The 18,493-nt window shown below is 68.1% G+C and carries 17 protein-coding genes; 8 read left to right on the forward strand and 9 right to left on the reverse strand.

Features of this window, described 5'->3' with window-relative positions; translation table 11 throughout:
* Window positions 1–52: 52 nt before the first annotated feature.
* Window positions 53–232, forward strand: coding sequence for a hypothetical protein (locus QSG27_RS13295; protein ID WP_306706875.1), 180 nt, complete (start codon window positions 53–55; stop codon window positions 230–232).
* Between the two features lie 175 nt (window positions 233–407).
* Here QSG27_RS13295 and QSG27_RS13300 read toward each other — a convergent pair whose 3' ends face one another.
* The gene (locus tag QSG27_RS13300) at window positions 408–890 is read right to left on the reverse strand and encodes a bacteriohemerythrin (protein WP_306706877.1); all 483 of its coding nucleotides are present in this window, start codon (window positions 888–890) and stop codon (window positions 408–410) included.
* Between the two features lie 253 nt (window positions 891–1,143).
* Here QSG27_RS13300 and QSG27_RS13305 point away from each other — a divergent pair, with 253 nt between their 5' ends.
* Window positions 1,144–2,706, forward strand: a complete 1,563-nt coding sequence (locus tag QSG27_RS13305) for a S10 family peptidase (RefSeq protein ID WP_306706879.1) — start codon at window positions 1,144–1,146, stop codon at window positions 2,704–2,706.
* Window positions 2,707–2,802: 96 nt separating this feature from the next.
* On the opposite strand, the gene QSG27_RS13310 is transcribed toward QSG27_RS13305, so the two are convergent.
* Entirely contained in the window at window positions 2,803–4,668 is a 1,866-nt protein-coding gene (locus tag QSG27_RS13310; protein ID WP_306706881.1) for a flagellin N-terminal helical domain-containing protein, read from the reverse strand.
* Window positions 4,669–5,041: 373 nt separating this feature from the next.
* Between QSG27_RS13310 and QSG27_RS13315 the strand changes: the two genes are divergently transcribed.
* The gene (locus tag QSG27_RS13315; protein WP_306706883.1) at window positions 5,042–5,509 is read left to right on the forward strand and encodes a RidA family protein; all 468 of its coding nucleotides are present in this window, start codon (window positions 5,042–5,044) and stop codon (window positions 5,507–5,509) included.
* Between the two features lie 90 nt (window positions 5,510–5,599).
* Window positions 5,600–6,796: a GNAT family N-acetyltransferase gene (locus tag QSG27_RS13320; protein WP_306706886.1), complete on the forward strand. Its 1,197-nt coding sequence runs from the start codon at window positions 5,600–5,602 to the stop codon at window positions 6,794–6,796.
* Here the strand turns inward: QSG27_RS13320 and QSG27_RS13325 are convergent.
* Window positions 6,790–7,266 carry a nucleoside deaminase gene (locus QSG27_RS13325; protein WP_306706888.1) on the reverse strand — a complete coding sequence of 159 codons (477 nt, stop codon included), beginning with the start codon at window positions 7,264–7,266 and terminating at the stop codon, window positions 6,790–6,792. The two genes, QSG27_RS13320 and QSG27_RS13325, sit on opposite strands and share 7 nt — an antisense overlap.
* Window positions 7,267–7,444: 178 nt before the next feature.
* Here QSG27_RS13325 and QSG27_RS13330 point away from each other — a divergent pair, with 178 nt between their 5' ends.
* The gene (locus QSG27_RS13330) at window positions 7,445–8,767 is read left to right on the forward strand and encodes a pentapeptide repeat-containing protein (protein ID WP_306706890.1); all 1,323 of its coding nucleotides are present in this window, start codon (window positions 7,445–7,447) and stop codon (window positions 8,765–8,767) included.
* Between the two features lie 4 nt (window positions 8,768–8,771).
* On the opposite strand, the gene QSG27_RS13335 is transcribed toward QSG27_RS13330, so the two are convergent.
* Entirely contained in the window at window positions 8,772–9,884 is a 1,113-nt protein-coding gene (locus QSG27_RS13335; protein WP_306706892.1) for a CaiB/BaiF CoA transferase family protein, read from the reverse strand.
* A gap of 148 nt (window positions 9,885–10,032) precedes the next feature.
* On the opposite strand from QSG27_RS13335, the gene QSG27_RS13340 reads away from it, so the two are divergent.
* On the forward strand, window positions 10,033–10,224 hold the full coding sequence (locus QSG27_RS13340) for a YegP family protein (RefSeq protein WP_306706894.1): 192 nt from the start codon (window positions 10,033–10,035) through the stop codon (window positions 10,222–10,224).
* A gap of 112 nt (window positions 10,225–10,336) precedes the next feature.
* Here QSG27_RS13340 and clpA read toward each other — a convergent pair whose 3' ends face one another.
* The 4 genes from clpA to QSG27_RS13360 all read right to left on the reverse strand — a co-directional run bounded on the left by clpA (window position 10,337) and on the right by QSG27_RS13360 (window position 14,752).
* A complete protein-coding gene (clpA, locus tag QSG27_RS13345; RefSeq protein ID WP_306706896.1) occupies window positions 10,337–12,652 on the reverse strand; it encodes an ATP-dependent Clp protease ATP-binding subunit ClpA in 2,316 nt (771 codons plus the stop codon).
* 8 nt (window positions 12,653–12,660) lie between these two features.
* Complete coding sequence (gene clpS, locus QSG27_RS13350) at window positions 12,661–12,987, reverse strand: ATP-dependent Clp protease adapter ClpS (RefSeq protein ID WP_038529118.1); 327 nt, start codon at window positions 12,985–12,987, stop codon at window positions 12,661–12,663.
* Between the two features lie 453 nt (window positions 12,988–13,440).
* Complete coding sequence (locus QSG27_RS13355) at window positions 13,441–13,926, reverse strand: phasin family protein (protein ID WP_306706899.1); 486 nt, start codon at window positions 13,924–13,926, stop codon at window positions 13,441–13,443.
* A gap of 268 nt (window positions 13,927–14,194) precedes the next feature.
* Window positions 14,195–14,752, reverse strand: coding sequence for a phasin family protein (locus tag QSG27_RS13360; protein WP_306706901.1), 558 nt, complete (start codon window positions 14,750–14,752; stop codon window positions 14,195–14,197).
* Between the two features lie 440 nt (window positions 14,753–15,192).
* Here QSG27_RS13360 and QSG27_RS13365 point away from each other — a divergent pair, with 440 nt between their 5' ends.
* Window positions 15,193–15,954 carry a peptidase gene (locus QSG27_RS13365; protein ID WP_306706903.1) on the forward strand — a complete coding sequence of 254 codons (762 nt, stop codon included), beginning with the start codon at window positions 15,193–15,195 and terminating at the stop codon, window positions 15,952–15,954.
* 70 nt (window positions 15,955–16,024) lie between these two features.
* Here the strand turns inward: QSG27_RS13365 and QSG27_RS13370 are convergent, their stop codons facing one another.
* Window positions 16,025–16,819, reverse strand: a complete 795-nt coding sequence (locus QSG27_RS13370; protein WP_306706905.1) for a hypothetical protein — start codon at window positions 16,817–16,819, stop codon at window positions 16,025–16,027.
* A 242-nt stretch (window positions 16,820–17,061) separates the two neighbouring features.
* On the opposite strand from QSG27_RS13370, the gene QSG27_RS13375 reads away from it, so the two are divergent.
* Window positions 17,062–18,441: a serine hydrolase gene (locus QSG27_RS13375; protein ID WP_407653209.1), complete on the forward strand. Its 1,380-nt coding sequence runs from the start codon at window positions 17,062–17,064 to the stop codon at window positions 18,439–18,441.
* Window positions 18,442–18,493: the final 52 nt, after the last annotated feature.

Genomic DNA, 18,493 nt, shown 5'->3' on the forward strand with positions numbered 1-18,493 from the left:
GCCGTAACAAGCCTTTCCGGCTGCGTCCGCTTTGTCAGAGCGGGCGCAGCGGGTGCGCCGTGACCGTGGCCGCGGCGGCAGCAGCAGCGACCAGCGCTACGACCGCATTCGCGAGGCCCGCGCCCGCGGCTACGAGGGGGACCAGTGCGGGGAATGCGGCAACATGACGCTCGTCCGCAACGGCACCTGCCTCAAGTGCGACACCTGCGGCTCCACCACGGGCTGCAGCTGAGGCCAGCCGGTTCCATCCCCGGCATGGCGTGGAAAAAGGGAGGTCCTCGGACCTCCCTTTTTTCGTGGGCCTTGCCGCGGCGCCGTCCCGCGGCGGGCGCCGCTCCGCGGGCATGGCTTTTGCCGCCGGCAAGGCATCCTCGACGGCGGCAAAAGCGTGGCGGCTTGCGGCGGTATCAGACGGGGATGTTCGGGAAGACGCGGCCGGAAAGCTGGGCATCGGCCAGCTCCGCCGGGGCGTCGTCACGCTCCTTCAGCCAGCGGGCGAACTGGCGGTCCGCGGAGTTGATGTGAAGCATCAGCCACTGCGGCAGGAAGGTCGCCAGATATTCGGCGATGTTCTCCTCCGGCACGTTGCCGGTGGTGAAGGCGTGCAACTGCTCCCACGCCAGGGAGTGCTGGATCAGATGGTCGGCCAGGAAGGGATAGCCGGCCGTCTCCATCACCTTCTGTTCTTCCGCGAAATGGATCTCGGTGTAGACCACCGCTTCGGCCAGCGTGCGGTAGACCTCCGCACGCGAGCGGCCTTCGGCGACGGCGGTCTGGAACGCATGAACCAGCCCGATCCAGTGCTTGTGCTGCTCGTCGATCAGCTCGATTCCCAGCGCGAGATCGTCGCTCCAGACGATATCCTGGAAATTCTCGACGGGCATATCCATGGTCGGGCGGACTCGGCTGAAAGTGGTAACGATTTGGTCATCATAATCAGGGTCGTTGGTGCATCAATGATCTGTGCTGAGATAAATTGTCGCAGAATCGGCGATGCGCAGAATCGGCGATGCCTTGGATGATGGCCTGGACGATGGAGGCGGTCTGAACCCGTGGGCCGTCCGTCCTTGCCGGGGAAGGAGCGCGGGTCAATATGCGGAGCCTGTGACGACACAGCCGACGGGATGCGCCATGAGACGTGCCGTGAACCGCAGCCTCCGCCTTTTGCCGATGCTCGCCCTGATGGCGCCGCTGGCCCTGCCGCCGCTCCACGCCGCGCAGGCCCAGGATGCTCAGGAAGCACCGAAGCCGGTGGAACGGGCCGGCGGCGGGTTCGACGCCCAGCGCAGCGAGACCCAGCACCAACTGCCGCTGCCGTCCGGGCCGGTCGCCTACACGGCGGTCGCGGAGTTCCTGCCCCTGCGCGACGGCCCGCGCGAGGAGGTGGCGGCCCGCGTCTTCACCGTCACCTACACGCTGGATGGCGCGCCGCGCGGCCAGCGGCCCGTGGCCTTCGTGTTCAACGGCGGGCCGGGGGCGTCCTCGGCCTATCTGCATCTGGGGGCGCTGGGGCCGAAGGTGGTGGGGTTCAACGACGACGGGTCGCTGGCGCGTCCGCCGGCCCCGCTTCTGGACAACCCGGACAGCTGGCTGGCCTTCACCGATCTGGTCTTCGTCGATCCGGTCGGCACCGGTTACAGCCGCGGCATCCGGCGTGACGGCGGAAAGGAGGGCGGAAAGGAGGAGGGGGACCGGCGGGACGAGGACCCCGGCAAGCGCTTCTGGTCGGTCGATGCCGACAGCCGGGCCATGGCGGAGATCGTCCGGCTCTGGCTGACCCGCAACGGGCGCTGGGAGTCGCCGAAATTCCTGGTGGGGGAAAGCTACGGCGGCTTCCGCATCGCCAAGATGGCGAACCGGCTGATCGACGACACCGGCATTGCGGTCAACGGGCTGATCATGGTGTCGCCGGTGGTGGATTTCGCCACCATCCGCGGCGGCGGGCTTCTGGTGCCGGCGCTGCGGCTGCCCTCCTACGCCGCTTCCGCCGCCGCCGGCGGGCTGGTCCCCGGCACGCCGGAGCAGGCGGCGGAAGCGGCGGAGCGCTACGCCCTCGGTGGCTACCTCACCGGGCTGGCCGGGCTGGACTACCGCCGGACCGGCGCGGCGCGGGGCTTCTTCGCCGAGGTGGCGCGGACCACCGGCCTGCCGGAGGAGCTGGTGACCCGTCACCGCGGGGAGATCCCCGCCGACGTCTTCGCCCGCGAGCTTCTGCGCGGGCGGGGACGGATCGCCAGCGTCTATGACGGCACCTTCACCGCCGCGGACCCCGATCCGTCGGCGGCGCGCATCCCCTTCGACCCCTTCCTGAAGGGGACGGTGCCGACCTACACCACCGCCTTCGCCGCCTATGCCCGCGAGTGGCTGGGCGTGCGGACGGAGGTGCCGTTCGACCTCCTCAGCGACCGGGTGAACCGCGGCTGGGAATGGCCGCGCTCCGGCCAGCCCAGCGCGGTGGACGACCTCCAGACCGCCCTGACCCTGCAACCCGCGTTGCGGGTGCTGATCGCCCATGGGCGCACGGACCTGATCACGCCCTACATGGCGTCGCGCTGGGTGGCGTCCCGCCTGGAGCTGCCGGACGGACAGGCCGACCGGGTGGCGGTGACCGTCCATGAGGGCGGGCACATGATGTACACCCGCGCGTCCGGACGCGCGGCGCTGGCCGCCGACGCGCGGGCCCTGGTGGAGGCGGCGCTGCGGTAAGGGATTGGCCGGCCAAAAGAAAACAGGCGCCCCGGTTGGGGCGCCTGCTGCGCAATGCGTTGCTTCGGCCTGTGGTCGCCGGCTGGACCCTGCCGGTTAGAACAGACGCAGGATCGACTGCTGCGACTGGTTGGCCAGCGAGAGGGCGATGGTGCCGAGCTGCTGACGGGTCTGCAGCATCAGCAGGCTGGCGCCTTCCTCGTTCTGGTCGGCCAGCGTCAGCTTGTTGGCGCCTTCGACCAGCACGTCGCTGAACTCCTTGGTGAAGGTCTCGCGGGTCGTGATGATGTTCAGGTTGGTGGACAGCGTCTGCGAGGCCGACCGCAGCGTCTGCTTGGCGTAGTCGATGCTGGCAACCGCCTTGTCGATGTCGGTGCGGTCCGTCCAGCTGTTCTGCGCATAGTCGATGCGCAGGCCCTGGCCGCTGGTGGTCAGGTTCTGGGCCTTCACCGTGATCGCGTTGGTGTTGCGCTCGTTGAGCTGCACCGTCAGATCGTTCGAGGTGTTGGCGTCGGTCACCTGCACCGACACGAGGTTGGCCGCGGAGGCGGCGGAGGCCGCCTGCTTGATGGTCTTCTGATCGACGTTGAAGCGCACCGTGCCGGTGTCGAACGCGAAGGCGTTCTCGCCTTCCGACAGCTTGCCTTCACCGCGGTTCGCCATGCCGTCGCGGGTCACCGCCGACCCGTTCAGGTTGCTGACCTGGATCTGGATGTCGACCTTCTTCTCGATGACCGAGATGCCGTTGCCGCTGTTGGCGGCCTGCTCCAGCAGCTTGCGGTCCACGACGAAGGACACGATGGTGCCCGACGAGAAGCTTTCGGAGATGCGCTTGGTCAGCGCGTTCTCGGCGGTCGCCTTGACGGTCATTTCGCGGGCGGCGTTGGTCGCCGTCGCGCCGGACAGGGTGATCGTGCCGGTCGTGCTGACCGACACCGTCTGGACGTCCTTGCCGCTGAGGCGGCCGTTGGTGCCCAGGGCGCTGGAGATCGACGCCTGGAGCCGCTTGGCGATGTTGGTGTGGGCGTCCTGGCCGACCGCCACGTCGCCGGCGGTGGCGGTGTAGGTGAAGGTCTGGTCTTCCACCGTGATGGTGAAGCTGTCGCCGGCTTCGACCGTGCCGCCCAGCGTCACCTTGGTGACCTGCGCCTGACCCGAGGTCGCCGCGCGGGTCATGTTGGCGGAGATGGACTGGCTGTTGTCGAAGTAGGTAACGGTGCGCGACTCGTTGCCGTCCGTGATGATGAAGGACCGCTCGCGGCCCGTCGCGCCGCGGACCTCGATCTGCACGTCGGAGAAGCTGCCGAGCGTGGTCGCCATCGTGCCGGACAGTTTCAGGCCGACCAGGCCGTGGGCCATTTCGGCGCTGTTGATGTCGCCGGCCGCACCCTCGATCGAGCCGTCGCCCTTGATGCGCACCGTGTAGGTGTCGGCCGACACCACGTTGGTGACGCGGGCGTTCTCGATGCCCTGGATGGTGTTGACGGCGCGGCGCGACGCGCTGGTGGTGTCCAGGCGCAGGCCGTTGCCGGCCAGCAGGTTCTTGCCGGCGTAGCCGCTGTCGCCGGCCAGCTTGTCGATCTGTTCCTTCAGCGCGTTGAACTGCGCGGCCAGCGTCTTGCGGGTGGCGACGGAGCCGGCGTCGGTGCCCAGAGCGGAATAGGCGGCGGTGGTCAGACCGCGAGCCTGCTCGATCATGCTTTCGATCGCGGTCACGCCCTTGTCGGCGGCCTTGATGGTGCTGATCGACTGACCCATGGCGTCCTTCAACGACGACAGGTCACCGGCACGCTGGTTCAGGCTCTTCGCTGCGAAGAACGAAGTCGGGCCGTCGAGCGCCGAGTTGATCTTGTTGCCGGTCGAGAGGATGTTCTGCTTGACACCGATCTTGTCGTTCACGCTCTGCAGTTGCAGCAGATTCGTGCGCATTGATGCGGTGAGAGTGACGTCGTTGATGGCCATGGTTCCAAGTCTCCTTCTGAGGCTCGCCCCGCGGCTGGTGCTTGAAACCGAAGCGAGGCAACGTGCATTTGCGCAGCCCTTTCCTATCAAGACCTGTGCCAGTTTGCGGACGACCTGTTAAGTGATTGATTTAAAATTACATTATTGGGGCTTAGAGGGTGATCGCGCCAACTTTGGCGGGACGGTCCTTCCCAGGGTGGCGGAAAGTTTTGCCGGGCAGGAACGGCGCTGCCCCCCGGTCCCCGGGACAAATCTTCCCAGTCGGATGGTGTGCGAACGGTACCGGTAAGCCCTTGGTGGCGGCGTCCGGGGCGGCTATCGTCGGGGTGTCCCGGGCGCCGCGGCGCCCGCAATGAAGACGGAGGGATGAAGCATGGCCGGACGCATCGAAGCGCGGCTGAAGGAGTTGGGGATCGAGCTGCCGCAGGCGGCGGCCCCGGTGGCGGCCTATGTGCCCTACACGCAGTCGGGCAACACGCTCTACGTGTCGGGGCAGGTCACCGTGTGGAACGGCGAGCGCCGTTTCGTCGGCAAGCTGGGCCAGGACTTCTCGGTGGAGCAGGGGCAGCAGGCGGCGCGGCTCTGCGCCCTGAACATCATCGCCCAGGCGAAGGCGGCCTGCGGCGGCGATCTCGACCGGGTGGTGCGCGTGCTGCGGCTGGGCGGCTTCGTGAACGGCACCCCGGACTTCCACGACCAGCCGCTGGTCATCAACGGCGCGTCGGAGTTGATGATGCAGGTGTTCGGGGACGCCGGGAAGCACGCCCGCGCCGCGGTCGGCGCGCCGTCGCTGCCCGGCAACGTGGCCGTCGAGGTGGACGCCATCCTCGAACTGGCCTGATCCGGGCCGGCTTCAGGACGGGGAGGCGGGCCTCTTGCCGCAGAGCGGCATGGCGCCCACCTCCCTCGGCGTACCCGCGAAGGAGGGAACATGCCCGACGGCAAGGATACCGGCGCCGGCCCCAGCGCCGGGGAGGCCATCACCGTCAAGGTCCTGACCGGCATCGGTCTGGCCGATCCGAAGGAGTGGGACGCCTGCGCCGGGCCGGACAACCCGTTCCTCAGCCACGCCTTCCTGCTGGCGCTGGAGGAATCGGGGGCGGCCACCGGGCGCACGGGCTGGCAGCCCAGCCATCTCGCGGCGCTCGACGGGGCGGGGCGGATCATGGGGGCGGTGCCGCTCTATCTGAAGAACCAATCCTACGGCGAATATGTCTTCGACCACGCCTGGGCCCATGCCTACGAGCGGGCGGGCGGGCAATATTACCCGAAACTCCAGTGCGCGGTGCCCTTCACCCCGGTGCCGGGGCCGCGCCTGCTGGTCCGGCCCGGCGCGGGGGAGGCGGTCGCGTCCGCCCTGGTCCAGGGGATGGAGGAGGTGGCGCGGCGCTACGGCGTGTCCTCCGTCCACGTCACCTTTCCGGAGGAGGGGGACTGGCGCCGGCTGGGCGAGGCCGGCTGGCTGCTGCGCGAGGGCGTGCAGTATCATTGGGAGAACCGCGGCTACGCCAGCTTCGACGACTTCCTGGCGACGCTGAATTCCCGCAAGCGCAAGGCCATCCGCAAGGAGCGGCGCGAGGTGGCGGACAGCAGCGTCCGGCTGCACAGCCTGACCGGCGCCGACCTGAAGCCGGAGCATTGGGACGCCTTCCACCGCTTCTATCTGGAGACCGCCGACCGCAAATGGGGCGGCGGCTATCTGAACCGCGCCTTCTTCCGGCTGCTGGGCGAGACCATGGCCGACCGGGTCATGCTGGTGATGTGCGAGGACGGCGGGGACTGGGTGGCCGGCGCCCTGAACCTGATCGGTGGGGAAGCCCTCTATGGCCGCAACTGGGGCTCCGACGGCAGCTACCGCTTCCTGCATTTCGAGGCGTGCTATTACCGCGCGCTGGACTTTGCCATCGAGCGGGGTCTGCGCCGGGTCGAGGCCGGCGCCCAGGGCGAGCACAAGATCCAGCGCGGCTATCTGCCGGTGCCGACCTACAGCGCCCATTGGGTGGCCGACCCCGGCTTCCGCCGCGCGATCGCGGATTACCTGCGCCGCGAGCGGCCCGGCGTGGCGGCGGAGCGGCAGGCGCTGATGGAGTTGTCGCCCTACCGCCGGGACGGCCTGCCGGATCAGTAAGGCATGCGGTCGGGCTTGGCCGCCCATTCGTCGAAGACGGCGCGGGCCTCGCCGGCCAGAAGGCGCTGCATGGGAATCGCCCGCCGCTCCAGCGGCAGGGCGATCTCCGTGTACAGGAAGGCGTCGTCGAAGCCGATGTCCGCCGCGTCGTCGCGCGCGTTGGCATAGACGATGCGTTCGACCCGCGCCCAATAGATGGCCGAGAGGCACATGGGGCAGGGTTCGCAGCTCGTGTAGACGGTCGCCCCGGCGAGGCTGAAGGTTCCGAGATCGCGGCAGGCGTTGCGGATGGCGACAACCTCCGCATGCGCCGTGGGATCGTTGGACGAGGTCACGCAATTCCAGCCCTCGCCGATGATCCGCCCGTCCCGCGCGATGACCGCGCCGAAGGGGCCGCCGGCGTTGCCCTGCATATGGATGCGGCTGAGGTCGATGGCGCGGCGCAGGCACTCGGTGTCGAACGTCGTCATACTCTGTCTCTCCCGGCCGTGACCACAATGGTGTTCAAGGGGTTAGCGGTCGTCCCGTCCTGCGGACCGGCATGCGCCGCCGGCAATGCAGGGGTGGCGGACGGTTGGGGATTTCCTCTTTACTGATAGTACACAAGGGGTAGTGTGTGCTGGAACAGCCGACCGACGGAACCGCCCGATGACCGACCGCACCATGGAGTTCCTGAAGCAGGTGCGGGATCATCTACTCTACCTCAAACTGAAGCCGGGGGGAGTGCGCCTTCAGGCGAAGGGCATCGATCTGTCCAGGTTGCGGCTGAAGGGCTTCAACCTGCAAACCGCCGTCCTCACCCAGGGCAACTTTTCCGATGCCCAGTTGGAGGAGGTCAGCTTCGCCATGTCCGACCTGTTCGGGGCGAATTTCAGCCGGGCGAAGCTGGTGGGCTCCTCCTTCGCGCGGGCGGATCTGCGCGGGGCGAATTTCCAGAAGGCCAACCTGACCCGCACCGACTTCGAGGGCGCCGACCTGCGCCCCGGCCAGATCCTGGCCTACCGCACGGGCCGCGACGCCGACGAGGAGGAGGACCGGCTGCCGACCAACCTGAAGGGGGCGCGGATGGACGGCGTCAGCTTCAAGGGGGCCGACCTCAGCCACGCCGAGCTGGCCAACCTGTCCATGACCGGCGGGGATTTCAGCAACGCCAACCTGTTCGCCGCCAATCTGGCCGGCGCCGACCTGACCGAGGCGAACTTCACCGGGGCCAAGCTGAAGCGCGCGGTGCTGAACGGCGCCACCCTGACCCGCGCCATCCTGCGCAACGCCGACCTGCGCGAGGCGACCCTGCGCAACGTGGACCTGACGGCGGCGGACACGCTGGGCGCCAACCTGAACGGCGCCGTCTACATGAAGAACGCCGACGCCCTGCCGATGCCGGTCCGCAGCGTGCTCGACGCGCACATCCTGTGGATCAACAGCGGCGGGCGGGCCGGGGTGCGGGCGGATTTCTCCGGCATGGAGCTGCGCGGGCTGGACCTGACCGCCTGCGACCTGTCCGGCGGGGTGTTCCGCAACGCCGACCTGGACGGGGCGCTGCTGTCCAACGCCTCGCTCTCGCTGGCCGATTTCGGCGGGGCCAGCCTGCGCCGGGCGCGGCTGGACCAGGCGGTGCTGACCGGGGCGAACCTGAGCGGGGCCGACCTCAGCGGGGCGGACGCCCACGGTGCCGACTTCGGCATGGTGGACCTGCGCAATCCGGACGGCACCCCGACCGGGCGGAGCTGGCCCGCCAACCTGATGGGCGCCACCTTGGCCGCCGCCGACCTGCGCGGCGCGCGGCTGACCGGGGCGAAGCTGGCCGGTGCCAGTTTTGCGATGGCCAACCTCGCCTCCGCCGACCTGCGCGGCTGCGACGACGCGGCGGCGGATCTGTCGAAGGCCAGCCTGACGGGCGCCCGCCGCGGCCCGCTGGAGACGCGCCCGCCGCGCGAGGGCGGCGGAGCGGGCGCGCTCATCTCCCTGTAACGTCTTACGCCCAGGCGGCGAGCACCGCGGCGGCGGTGGATTCGCGCAAGGGAGCCCGCTCGGGCGGGGCGCCGCCATCGACGCGCAGGCCCATCAGGGTCTCCACCAGCGGCTCCGGCCCCGGCGTGACGCGGATCTGGCCGCGGGCGGCGATGTGCGGGTGGTCCGGCATCTCCGCCAGCGTCGGCAACGCCTCGAAACAGCAGTCCACGGGGTCGAGCAGCGCTTTCCAGTCGGCAAGGCTGCGGCTGGCGAACAGGGCGGCCAGTTCCCCGGTCAGGGCGGTCTGCGGCAGCGGGTCGGCCTGCCGGGCGATCCAGTCGGGGCGCCCCACCGCCTCGCAGAAGCCCTGCCAGAACTTGGCCTCCAGCGCCGACAGGGTGGCGAAGCGCCCGTCCGCGGTGCGGTAGATGCGGTAGCAGGCGGCCCCGCCGGACAGCAGCGCCTCGCCGCGGGCCGGGACCTGTCCCCGCGCGTCGGCGGTCAGGTTGAAGCCCTGCCAGCCCAGCACCGTCTCCATGATCGACAGGTCGAGGAAGCAGCCCTCGCCGCTGCGCTGGCGCCCGAACAGGGCGGCGACCACCGCCAGCGCCGTCTGGTGGGCCGAGGCGAAGTCGGCGACCGGCGGATGGCTGATCGAGGGGCGGTCGGGCGTGCCCGAGGAGTCCAGCCCGCCGCCGACCGCCATGTAATTCAGGTCGTGCCCGGCCCGCCGGGCGTAGGGGCCGCCGCTGCCCCAGCCGGACAGGCTGGCGTGGACCAGCCGCGGGTTCAGCGCGCGCAGCCGGGCGTGACCCAGCCCCAGCTTGTCCAGCACGCCGGGGCGGTAGCTTTCCACCAGCGCGTCGGCCCCGGCGATCAGCCGTTCGAAGGCGCCGCGGTCATCCTCGTCCTTCAGGTTCAGGCGGACGACGGTCTTGCCGGCGTTCAGCAGCTTGTAGGCGGCGGTCATGCCGTCCGCGTCGGTGGGGCCCAGCCGGCGCAGCGGGTCGCCGTCCGGCGGTTCGACCTTCACCACCTCCGCGCCAAGGTCGGCCAGCATCTGGGCGGCGTAGGGACCCGGCAGATACTGGCCGAGGTCGATGACGCGCAGTCCGGTCAGGAAGGGCAGGGGCATGGTGCGTTTCCTCGGCGCTTTTCGTTGTGAACGGTTGTCCGTCGCTTCTGCGGATTGTCCGCGATGCGGTGCTGGGAATGCAACCGTCCGCCCTTCACGTTTGTGCCGTCCCGCCCGTCGATATCAGACCGATGGTAAGGAGGAAAACATGTTCACGGGCAAGGCTCCCAAATACAAGGTCTACAGGGATCACCGCAACGAATGGCGATGGACCTTCTACGCGGCCAACGGCGAGGTCATCGCCGTCAGCAGCGAGGGTTACAAGGCCGAGCGCGACTGCCTGCACGGCATCACCCTGATGAAGACGTCCGCGGACGCCACCGTGCTGGTCGAGGAATGACGGTCCGCCACCGCCCGGAATGAGTGGCCCGGAATGAGCGGCCCAAGAAAGAGCGGCCCAAAAGGAAAGGGGGCCTTGCGGCCCCCTTTTTCACACTCCGTGCGGACCGGCGTCATTCCGCCAGTTCGTGCACGACCTCGTCCTCGTCCTCGTCGCCGGAGCGCCGCTTGCGCGCCCCCTCGGTGTAGTCGAAGGCCGGCTTGTCGTCCTTCACGGTCACCTTGACCAGACCGCCCTTGGCGAGCTTGCCGAACAGCAGCTCCTCGGCGAGCGGCTTCTTCAGATGCTCCTGGATCACGCGGCCCAGCGGACGCGCGCCGTAGAGCGGGTCGTAACCCTTCCGGCCCAGCCAGTCGCGGGCCAGATCGTCCAGCTCGATCGTGACGCCGCGGTCTTCGAGCTGCGCTTCCATCTGCATGATGAACTTGTCCACCACGCGGTTGATGACCTCCCGGGTCAGCGGCGCGAAGGGGATGATCGCATCCAGACGGTTGCGGAACTCCGGCGTGAACAGCTTCTCCACCGCTTCCATGTCCTCGCCGACCCGGCGCTCGCGCTCGAAGCCAATGGCCGGCTTGGCCATGTCCGCAGCACCCGCGTTGGAGGTCATGATGAGGATGACGTTGCGGAAGTCCACCGTCTTGCCGTTGTGGTCCGTCAGCTTGCCGTGATCCATGATCTGCAACAGGATGTTGAACAGATCCGGATGGGCCTTCTCGATCTCGTCGAGCAGCAGCACGCAGTGCGGATGCTGGTCGATGGCGTCGGTCAGCAGGCCGCCCTGGTCGAACCCGACATAGCCCGGAGGGGCGCCGATCAGGCGGGAGACGGTGTGCCGCTCCATATACTCCGACATGTCGAAGCGGGTCAGCTCGATGCCCAGCGTGAGGGAGAGCTGGCGGGCCACCTCGGTCTTGCCCACACCGGTCGGGCCGGTGAACAGGTAGTTGCCGATCGGCTTCTCCGGCTCGCGCAGGCCGGCGCGGGCCAGCTTGATCGCGGAGACCAGCGCGTCGATGGCCTTGTCCTGGCCGAAGACCATGGTCTTCAGGTCGCGCTCCAGGTTGAGGAGCGTCTCCTTGTCGTCGCGGCTGACCGACTTCGGCGGGATGCGGGCGATCTTGGCGACCACCGCCTCCACGTCCTTGACGGAGATCTTCTTCTTCCGCTTGTTCTCCGGCAGCAGCATCTGCGCGGCCCCGACCTCGTCGATGATGTCGATGGCCTTGTCCGGCAGCTTGCGGTCGCCGATGTACTTCGCGGACAGCTCCACCGCCGAACGGATGGCGTCGTTGGTGTAGCTCACCCGGTGATGCTTTTCGTAGTAGGTCTTGATCCCCTGGAGGATCTTGATCGCATCCTCGACCGTCGGCTCGTTGACGTCGATCTTCTGGAAGCGCCGGACGAGCGCCCGGTCCTTCTCGAAATAGTTCCGGTATTCCTTGTAGGTCGTCGAACCGATGCACCGCAGCGAGCCGGAGGCGAGGGCCGGCTTCAGCAGGTTCGACGCGTCCATCGCACCGCCCGAGGTCGCACCGGCCCCGATGACCGTGTGGATCTCGTCGATGAAAAGGACCGCACCTTCCGTGGCCTCCAGTTCGGAGACGACGGCCTTCAGGCGCTCTTCGAAGTCGCCGCGGTACCGCGTACCGGCGAGCAGGGAGCCCATGTCGAGCGCGAAGATGGTGGCGCCCTTCAGCACCTCCGGGACCTCGCCATGGACGATGCGGCGGGCCAGCCCCTCGGCGATGGCGGTCTTGCCGACACCGGGGTCGCCGACGTACAGCGGGTTGTTCTTCGACCGCCGGCACAGGATCTGGATGGTCCGTTCGACCTCCTGCTCCCGGCCGATCAGCGGATCGATCTTCCCGCTGGCCGCTTTCTTGTTCAGGTTGACGCAATAAGCCTCAAGGGCTTCGCTGCCTTTCTTCACGACCTTCTCCGCCGCCGCGTCCTCGTCGGCACCGGTGACCCGCTTGGTTTCGGAGCGGCCCGGAGCCTTCGCGATTCCGTGAGAGATGTAGTTCACCGCGTCGAAACGGGTCATCTCCTGCTCCTGCAGGAAATAGACCGCGTGGCTTTCGCGTTCAGAGAACAGGGCGACGAGCACATTTGCTCCCGTCACCTCTTCACGCCCCGACGACTGGACGTGGATGGCCGCGCGTTGCAGCACCCGTTGGAAGCCAGCCGTCGGCTTCGCATCATCGGGCCTGTTCGTGATCAGGTTCGCAAGCTCGTTGTCGAGGTAATCCGACAGTTCGGCGCGCAGGCGGTCCAGATCGACCCCGCAAGCGCGCAAGACGGCCATGGCATCGGCGTCCTCGGTCAATGCGAGCAACAAGTGTTCGAGCGTCGCGTATTCGTGCCTGCGCTCGTTCGCATGGGCCAGGGCTCGGTGCAGCGTCTGTTCCAGGTTACGCGACAGCATCTGTGGCATTAATCCTTTTCTAGCGTACATTGCAGCGGATGCTGGTGCTGGCGCGCAAAATCCATCACCTGCGTGACTTTCGTCTCCGCCACCTCGTAGGTGAACACGCCGCACAAGCCCACACCCCGCCGGTGCACATGCAGCATGATCCGTGTCGCCTCCTCGCGCGACTTGGCAAAGAAGCGCTCCAAGACATGAACGACGAATTCCATAGGTGTGTAGTCGTCGTTCAACATCAAGACCTTATACATCGAGGGCTTTTTAGTCTTAGGCTTGGTTTTTATGACCACGCCCGTGGTGGTGCCCTCGTCGCCGTGCTTGTCGTTTTCGGCCATGGTCTCAACAGGTCAGCATCGCGATGTACGTCGCATGAATGATATGAGAACTCCGGGCGCGGTGGGAAGGGGCCGTTTTCGGTGAGTCCCCATTTGGGAGAGGCCCATTCGGAACGGAACCGGCCCGGCTACCCCGGAATTGGTGGTGTTTTCGCGCGTCGCGGCAGAACTGCCGCACCGCCGTGCCAAAAATGGCACGGCCCGCAGCCGGAGCCCACTGCCGCGGACGATGCGCCGGCCCGAAAACAAACAAGCCCGGCGGTCTGGACCGCCGGGCTTTTCCGGAGCTTCACAATGCCGTGAGGCGGCAGGATCTAAAGCGGTACCGCCTCGCGCAGTCCGCACCCCCGGACGGTAGCGTCCCGGGGGCGGCGGACTCGGGAGCCGCCCCGGCCCCGCGGCCGGGTGTTTGGGATTGCTGGCTCCGGGACATTTTGTCTCAGGCGGCGGTCTTTAGGCGGCCTTCGCCACGACCGGCTTGGACAGGGCCTCGACCGTGACCTGGAGGCGGTCGTTGATCGGCGCGAAGGCGTCCTTGGCGGTCTTCAGCGACAGTTCCTGCAGCTTGGCGCTCTCCTTGACGAAGGTCTCGAAGCTCGCCTTGGCGAAGCTGCTCTGCAGCTCGACCAGCTCCTGGACGGTCTTGACGGCCAGCAGGGCCTTGCCGGTGGCGGCGCTCTTCTCCAGCGAGGACTGGGTGTAGAAGGCGACCTGCTTGCCGGCTTCCTCGGCGCCCTTGGCGACGATGGTGCCCGACTTCACGACGGCGTCGACATTGCCCTTGGTCAGGGCGGTCAGCTCGTCGAAGCCCTTCAGGATCTGGGCGGAGGCCTTCTCGAACTGCTCCTGCTGGGCCTTGACCAGGCCGTCCACGTTCTGCTTGGCGGCGGACACGGCGTCTTCGAAGGTCTTGGTGGCGGCGGCGAACTTGTCGGTCATGGAACGGCTCCTCGAATCTTGTCGGGTTGACCCGCGCCGGACCCACCGATTGGCGACCGCGCGGACAGTTCGGTCGGGCGACCCCGTGGTTTCGGGCATCGGACCGATGTTGCAGTGCAACATGACTAAACTTAGTGCAGGCCCTGGCGCCTGTCAACGGGTTTTTGTGCGGTGCACAAAAACCCTGGCGCGTCCTTTCGGGCCCTTGCGCCATGAAGCCCGGCCGTCGCGGAACGGCCGGGCTTCATGGTCGGACCCGGGTGCCGCGTCAGGCGGCCAGCGGCTTGGACAGGGTGCTGACGGTGACGGTCACGCGGTCCTTCAGCGGGGTCAGGGCCGCGGTGGCGACGCGGGTGCCGATGCCCTGGAGACGGGAGGATTGCGCGACGAAGGAGTCGAAGCTGGCCTTCACGTGCGCGCTCTGGAGATCGACGATCTCCTTCAGCGACGTGGCGGTCAGCAGGGCCTTGCCGGTGGTGACCGACTGGTCGAAGGACGCCTGGGCGTAGGCGGTCACCTCGCGGGTCAGCTCCTCCGCGCCCTGGGTGGCGATGCTGCCGCTCTCGATCAGGGCTTCCACGTTGGCCTTGTTCAGGGCCTGGAGTTCGGCGGAGAGCTTCAGAAGCTGGGCCGACAGCTTCTCGACCTGCTCCTTGGTGGCGGAGGCCGTCTGCTCGAAGGTCTTCGCGGCCTGCTCCTGGCCGGCCTTGACGAAGCCCTCGACCTGCTCCTTGGCCTGGGTGGCGGCCTGGGCGGCGGCGGCCTGGATGGCGGTGCTCTCGAACGCCTGGGTGGGGGCGGGCTTGGCCTTCGTCACGGTCGTCATGCCTTGCGTTCCTTCCTTCTTCATCGAAGCCCGGGGCGCGCAAACCCGGAACGGCGGACCGTCCGCCTGCGGGGCGCTGGCCGGCTGCGTTGGGGGGGTGGCCCGAATGGGTCCGGACCGAAAGATGCTGCAGTGCAGCAATGGCTAAGTTATGGACAATGATCCGTTGAGTCAACAAAGAATCTTGTGCATCGCACAATATATCAGTTGAGCCCGAGCCTTCTTGCCTGCCGGCTCTTTGCTTGCCGTTACGGCGCAAGCATCGCCGTTCCGCGCCGTGGGAAACCGATCCACTTCGGCTGGACTGGGCACAGCCTTTACGAAAGCTTTACCGCCGGTCGTGCCCAATCCTACCCTGCCCGCCGAAGGGACGCGCTTCGGCCAAAGGTCAGACCAACCGCGGCGGAATGTCGCAGCTTTCAGTTCGGGAATGCCTTTTCATGACCTATTGCCTCGGCATCAAGACCCGCGACGGCCTGATCGGCCTGTCGGACGGGCGCATCACCAGCGGCTCGCAGCTTTCCTCCGCGCGCAAGGTGACCATGGTGGGCGGCGGCGGCGACCGCTTCTTCATCCTGAATTCCGGCCTGCGCAGCGTGCGCGACAAGACGCTGGCCTACCTGCGCCGCGACATGTCCCGGCGCCGGGGCGAGAGCTACCCGACCATGCTGGACGCGCTGTCGGCCTTCACGGCCTGCCTGCGCCAAGTGGCGGCGGAGGACAAGGAGGCGCTGGAGGCGTCCAAGCTGGCCTTCAACCTGCACGCCATCATCGGCGGCCAACTCGCCGAGGACCGGGAGCCCTATATGTTCCTGGTCTATCCGGAGGGCAACTGGATCGAGGTGGACGAGCGCACGCCCTACCTGTCCATCGGCGCCACCGCCTACGGCAAGCCGATCCTGGACCGCGCGCTGTCCTACAACACCGACATGCAGACGGCGCTGAAGATTGCCTACCTGTCCTTCGACAGCACGCGCTTCTCGTCGAACGACGTCGGCTTCCCCATCGACATGGTGACCTTCAACGCGCAGGAGCGCCTGTGGCGCCAGTCGAACTTCGACTACGACGATCTGGTCGAGCAGCGCCTGTGGTGGAACCGGAACATCACCGAACTGGCCCGCCGCATGCCGGACGGCCCGTGGGTGGACACGCTGCTTTCGGCGGGTGCGCGGGCGGCAGTGGCGGAGGACGAGGTGGTCTGAGGCGCGAGCCTTGCCCCCTCCCTAAACCCTCCCCCGCTTCGCAGGGGAGGGGGCAAGCGCCTTGCCTCCGCTACTTCCCGGCGAACAGCCAGGCGCCGAAGGGCGCGGTCGGGCCGACCAGCCCGTCGCGGCCCACCTGGATCTCGAACACCACGCCCGCGTCGTCCACCCGGCCGCCGGTCGGCAGGGTGCGCGGCGCGTCCTGCGGGCGCGGCAGGGCGGGGTAGGGCACGCCGGTCCCCTGGCCGCTCCCGTCCAACTCCTTCAGCGGCCCGTCGAAGCGGATGTCGGCGAAGCGGTCGGACGGGTAGGGGTAGGCATTGAAGAACCAGCTTCCCCGCCGGCAGCCGTTGATCAGCCAGTAGACGCCGTTGGACGGCAGGCGCATGCCGCTCGGCGCCGGCTCGAAGGCGCCGCTCTCGTAAAGGCGCAAAACGAACAGGGCGAACTGGCGCGGCGAAAGCTGGGCCTTGGCCACGGGGCCGCGGGCGACCGCCGCCGGGTCGTCCAGGTCGATGCGGGCGAGGTCGGTGGCCTCCAGCACGCGCGCCTCGACCAGCGCGCCGCCGGTGCCGCGGTCGCCGACGATGTCGTAGGTCCGCACATGCTTCTGATAGTCGGCGTTGAAGACCAGCCGGTAGCGGTCGGTCTCCCCCTTCGTGCAGGCGGCGCGCAGGTCGTCGCCGTTCAGGTAGCTGACCCAGGTGAGCTTGCGTGCCACCGGATTGCCGGTCGGCCCGACGGAGGCGCAGCCGGCGAGAAACCCCGCAGCCGCCAGCGCCGCCAGCCCGATGGCTCTCCCTCTTCGTCCTCCCCGGACGGCAGCGCGCGGAATCGTCGGGCGTCGCTTGGGCGGGCGTGTCATGAGGTGCCTCGCGTCCGGTGAGAAGGGGCCGCTTCGGATGGTCCTGCGCTTCCGGGAAGATGGATTGGCGGTCGCGCTCCTTCAACGCGGTTCGCCCCCGGCGGGTCCCCGCCCTATCCAATTTCGTCACAGCGTCTCCGAAGAAATCGAGACGGGAAATTAACGAATTGTCGCTAGACACTGAATTCCATGGAATTTACCATTGCGCCAAACAGCAAGTATTAGCCTTTGGCGGGGGCATCATGAACGTAACGGGCCGGACCGTTCGAAGCCTGCTTTTGCCGTTCGCTTGGCGCGGACGCGAAACGGAGGGGGAACAGGCCACAGAACGTTTGGCGGATCGACGTTCGACTCTGGGGCGTGCCTTCGGCATTACCCCTTTCGTTCGATGGATGTGCGGCGTGGGGGCCGTGGTGGCGGTGACGGTCCTGGCGCCGCTGCCGGCGCTGGCCGCCAAATACGCGGCGATCGTCGTGGACGCGCGCACGGGTGAGGTGCTGCACGAGGAAAACGCCGACACCATCACCTACCCGGCGTCGCTGACCAAGATGATGACGCTTTATCTGACCTTCGACGCGCTGGACGAGGGGCGGCTGCGGCTGGATCAGGCGCTGCCGGTGTCCGCCTGGGCGGAGGCGCAGTCCCCGACCAAGCTCGGGCTGCGCGCCGGCAAGACGCTGCGGGTGGAGCAGGCGATCCTCGGGCTGGTCACCAAGTCGGCCAACGACGCCGCCGTCGTGCTGGCGGAGGCGCTGGGCGGCAGCGAGGCCCGATTCGCCGAGATGATGACCCGCAAGGCCCGCGAGATGGGCATGCGCAACACCGTGTTCCGCAACGCCAACGGCCTGCCGAACATGGAGCAGGTGACCACCGCTCGCGACTTCTCCATCCTGTCGCGGGCGATGCTGTCCGACCACGCCCGCTACTACCCCTATTTCAGCCGCCGCAACTTCGTCTATGGCGGGCGCAGCCTGCACAACCACAACCGGCTGATGTCCCGCTACGAGGGTATGGACGGCATCAAGACCGGCTACACGGTGGCCAGCGGCTTCAACCTCGCGGCCTCGGCGGTGCGCGACGGGCGGCGGCTGGTCGCCGTGGTGCTGGGCGGCAAGTCGGCGGCCTCGCGCGACGCCCGCATGGAGGCGATCCTCGACAAGGCGTTCGACAAGCCCGGCCGCGGCCAGGACGCCCCGGTCGTCGCCCGCGCCGGGGACGAGGACGCGCCGCGCTCCGCCGCCAAGGGCAAGCCGCCGGCCAAGCCGGAAACCATCGCGCAGCTCGCCTCCACCGTCTCCACCCCCGCCGCGGTCCGCCCGCCGGCCCGCGCCCGCGACGAGGACGCGGAGGCTCCGAAGGGGGACGCATCGAAATGGGGCGTGCAGGTCGGTGCCTTCTCCACGCGGGAGGCCAGCAACCGGGCGCTCACCCAGGCGACCAAGCAGGCGCCCTTCCTGCTGCGCGCCGCCAAGCCGGCGGTGACTCCGGTGAAGGCCAACGGCTCCACCGTCTACCGCGCCCGCATGGTCGGGCTGGACGAGGGGACCGCCCGCAAGGTCTGCTCGGAGCTGACCCGGCACGGCCACCGCTGCGTTCCGGTCTCGCCGAACGAGAAGCTGTAGGCCGATACCATCCCCGCCACATGAAAAAGGCGCAGCCCGCGGGCTGCGCCTT

This window comes from Azospirillum isscasi, assembly GCF_030849505.1.
GTDB lineage: Bacteria > Pseudomonadota > Alphaproteobacteria > Azospirillales > Azospirillaceae > Azospirillum > Azospirillum isscasi.

Bases quoted from the DNA above. Each gene is read 5' to 3' on its own strand.
- QSG27_RS13300 (WP_306706877.1), bottom strand. From the start codon at position 890: ATGGATATGCCCGTCGAGAATTTCCAGGATATCGTCTGGAGCGACGAT.
- QSG27_RS13310 (WP_306706881.1), bottom strand. From the start codon at position 4,668: ATGGCCATCAACGACGTCACTCTCACCGCATCAATGCGCACGAATCTG.
- QSG27_RS13315 (WP_306706883.1), top strand. From the start codon at position 5,042: ATGGCCGGACGCATCGAAGCGCGGCTGAAGGAGTTGGGGATCGAGCTG.
- QSG27_RS13320 (WP_306706886.1), top strand. From the start codon at position 5,600: ATGCCCGACGGCAAGGATACCGGCGCCGGCCCCAGCGCCGGGGAGGCC.
- QSG27_RS13325 (WP_306706888.1), bottom strand. From the start codon at position 7,266: ATGACGACGTTCGACACCGAGTGCCTGCGCCGCGCCATCGACCTCAGC.
- QSG27_RS13330 (WP_306706890.1), top strand. From the start codon at position 7,445: ATGACCGACCGCACCATGGAGTTCCTGAAGCAGGTGCGGGATCATCTA.
- QSG27_RS13335 (WP_306706892.1), bottom strand. From the start codon at position 9,884: ATGCCCCTGCCCTTCCTGACCGGACTGCGCGTCATCGACCTCGGCCAG.
- QSG27_RS13340 (WP_306706894.1), top strand. From the start codon at position 10,033: ATGTTCACGGGCAAGGCTCCCAAATACAAGGTCTACAGGGATCACCGC.
- clpA (WP_306706896.1), bottom strand. From the start codon at position 12,652: ATGCTGTCGCGTAACCTGGAACAGACGCTGCACCGAGCCCTGGCCCAT.
- clpS (WP_038529118.1), bottom strand. From the start codon at position 12,987: ATGGCCGAAAACGACAAGCACGGCGACGAGGGCACCACCACGGGCGTG.
- QSG27_RS13355 (WP_306706899.1), bottom strand. From the start codon at position 13,926: ATGACCGACAAGTTCGCCGCCGCCACCAAGACCTTCGAAGACGCCGTG.
- QSG27_RS13360 (WP_306706901.1), bottom strand. From the start codon at position 14,752: ATGACGACCGTGACGAAGGCCAAGCCCGCCCCCACCCAGGCGTTCGAG.
- QSG27_RS13365 (WP_306706903.1), top strand. From the start codon at position 15,193: ATGACCTATTGCCTCGGCATCAAGACCCGCGACGGCCTGATCGGCCTG.
- QSG27_RS13370 (WP_306706905.1), bottom strand. From the start codon at position 16,819: ATGACACGCCCGCCCAAGCGACGCCCGACGATTCCGCGCGCTGCCGTC.
- QSG27_RS13375 (WP_407653209.1), top strand. From the start codon at position 17,062: ATGAACGTAACGGGCCGGACCGTTCGAAGCCTGCTTTTGCCGTTCGCT.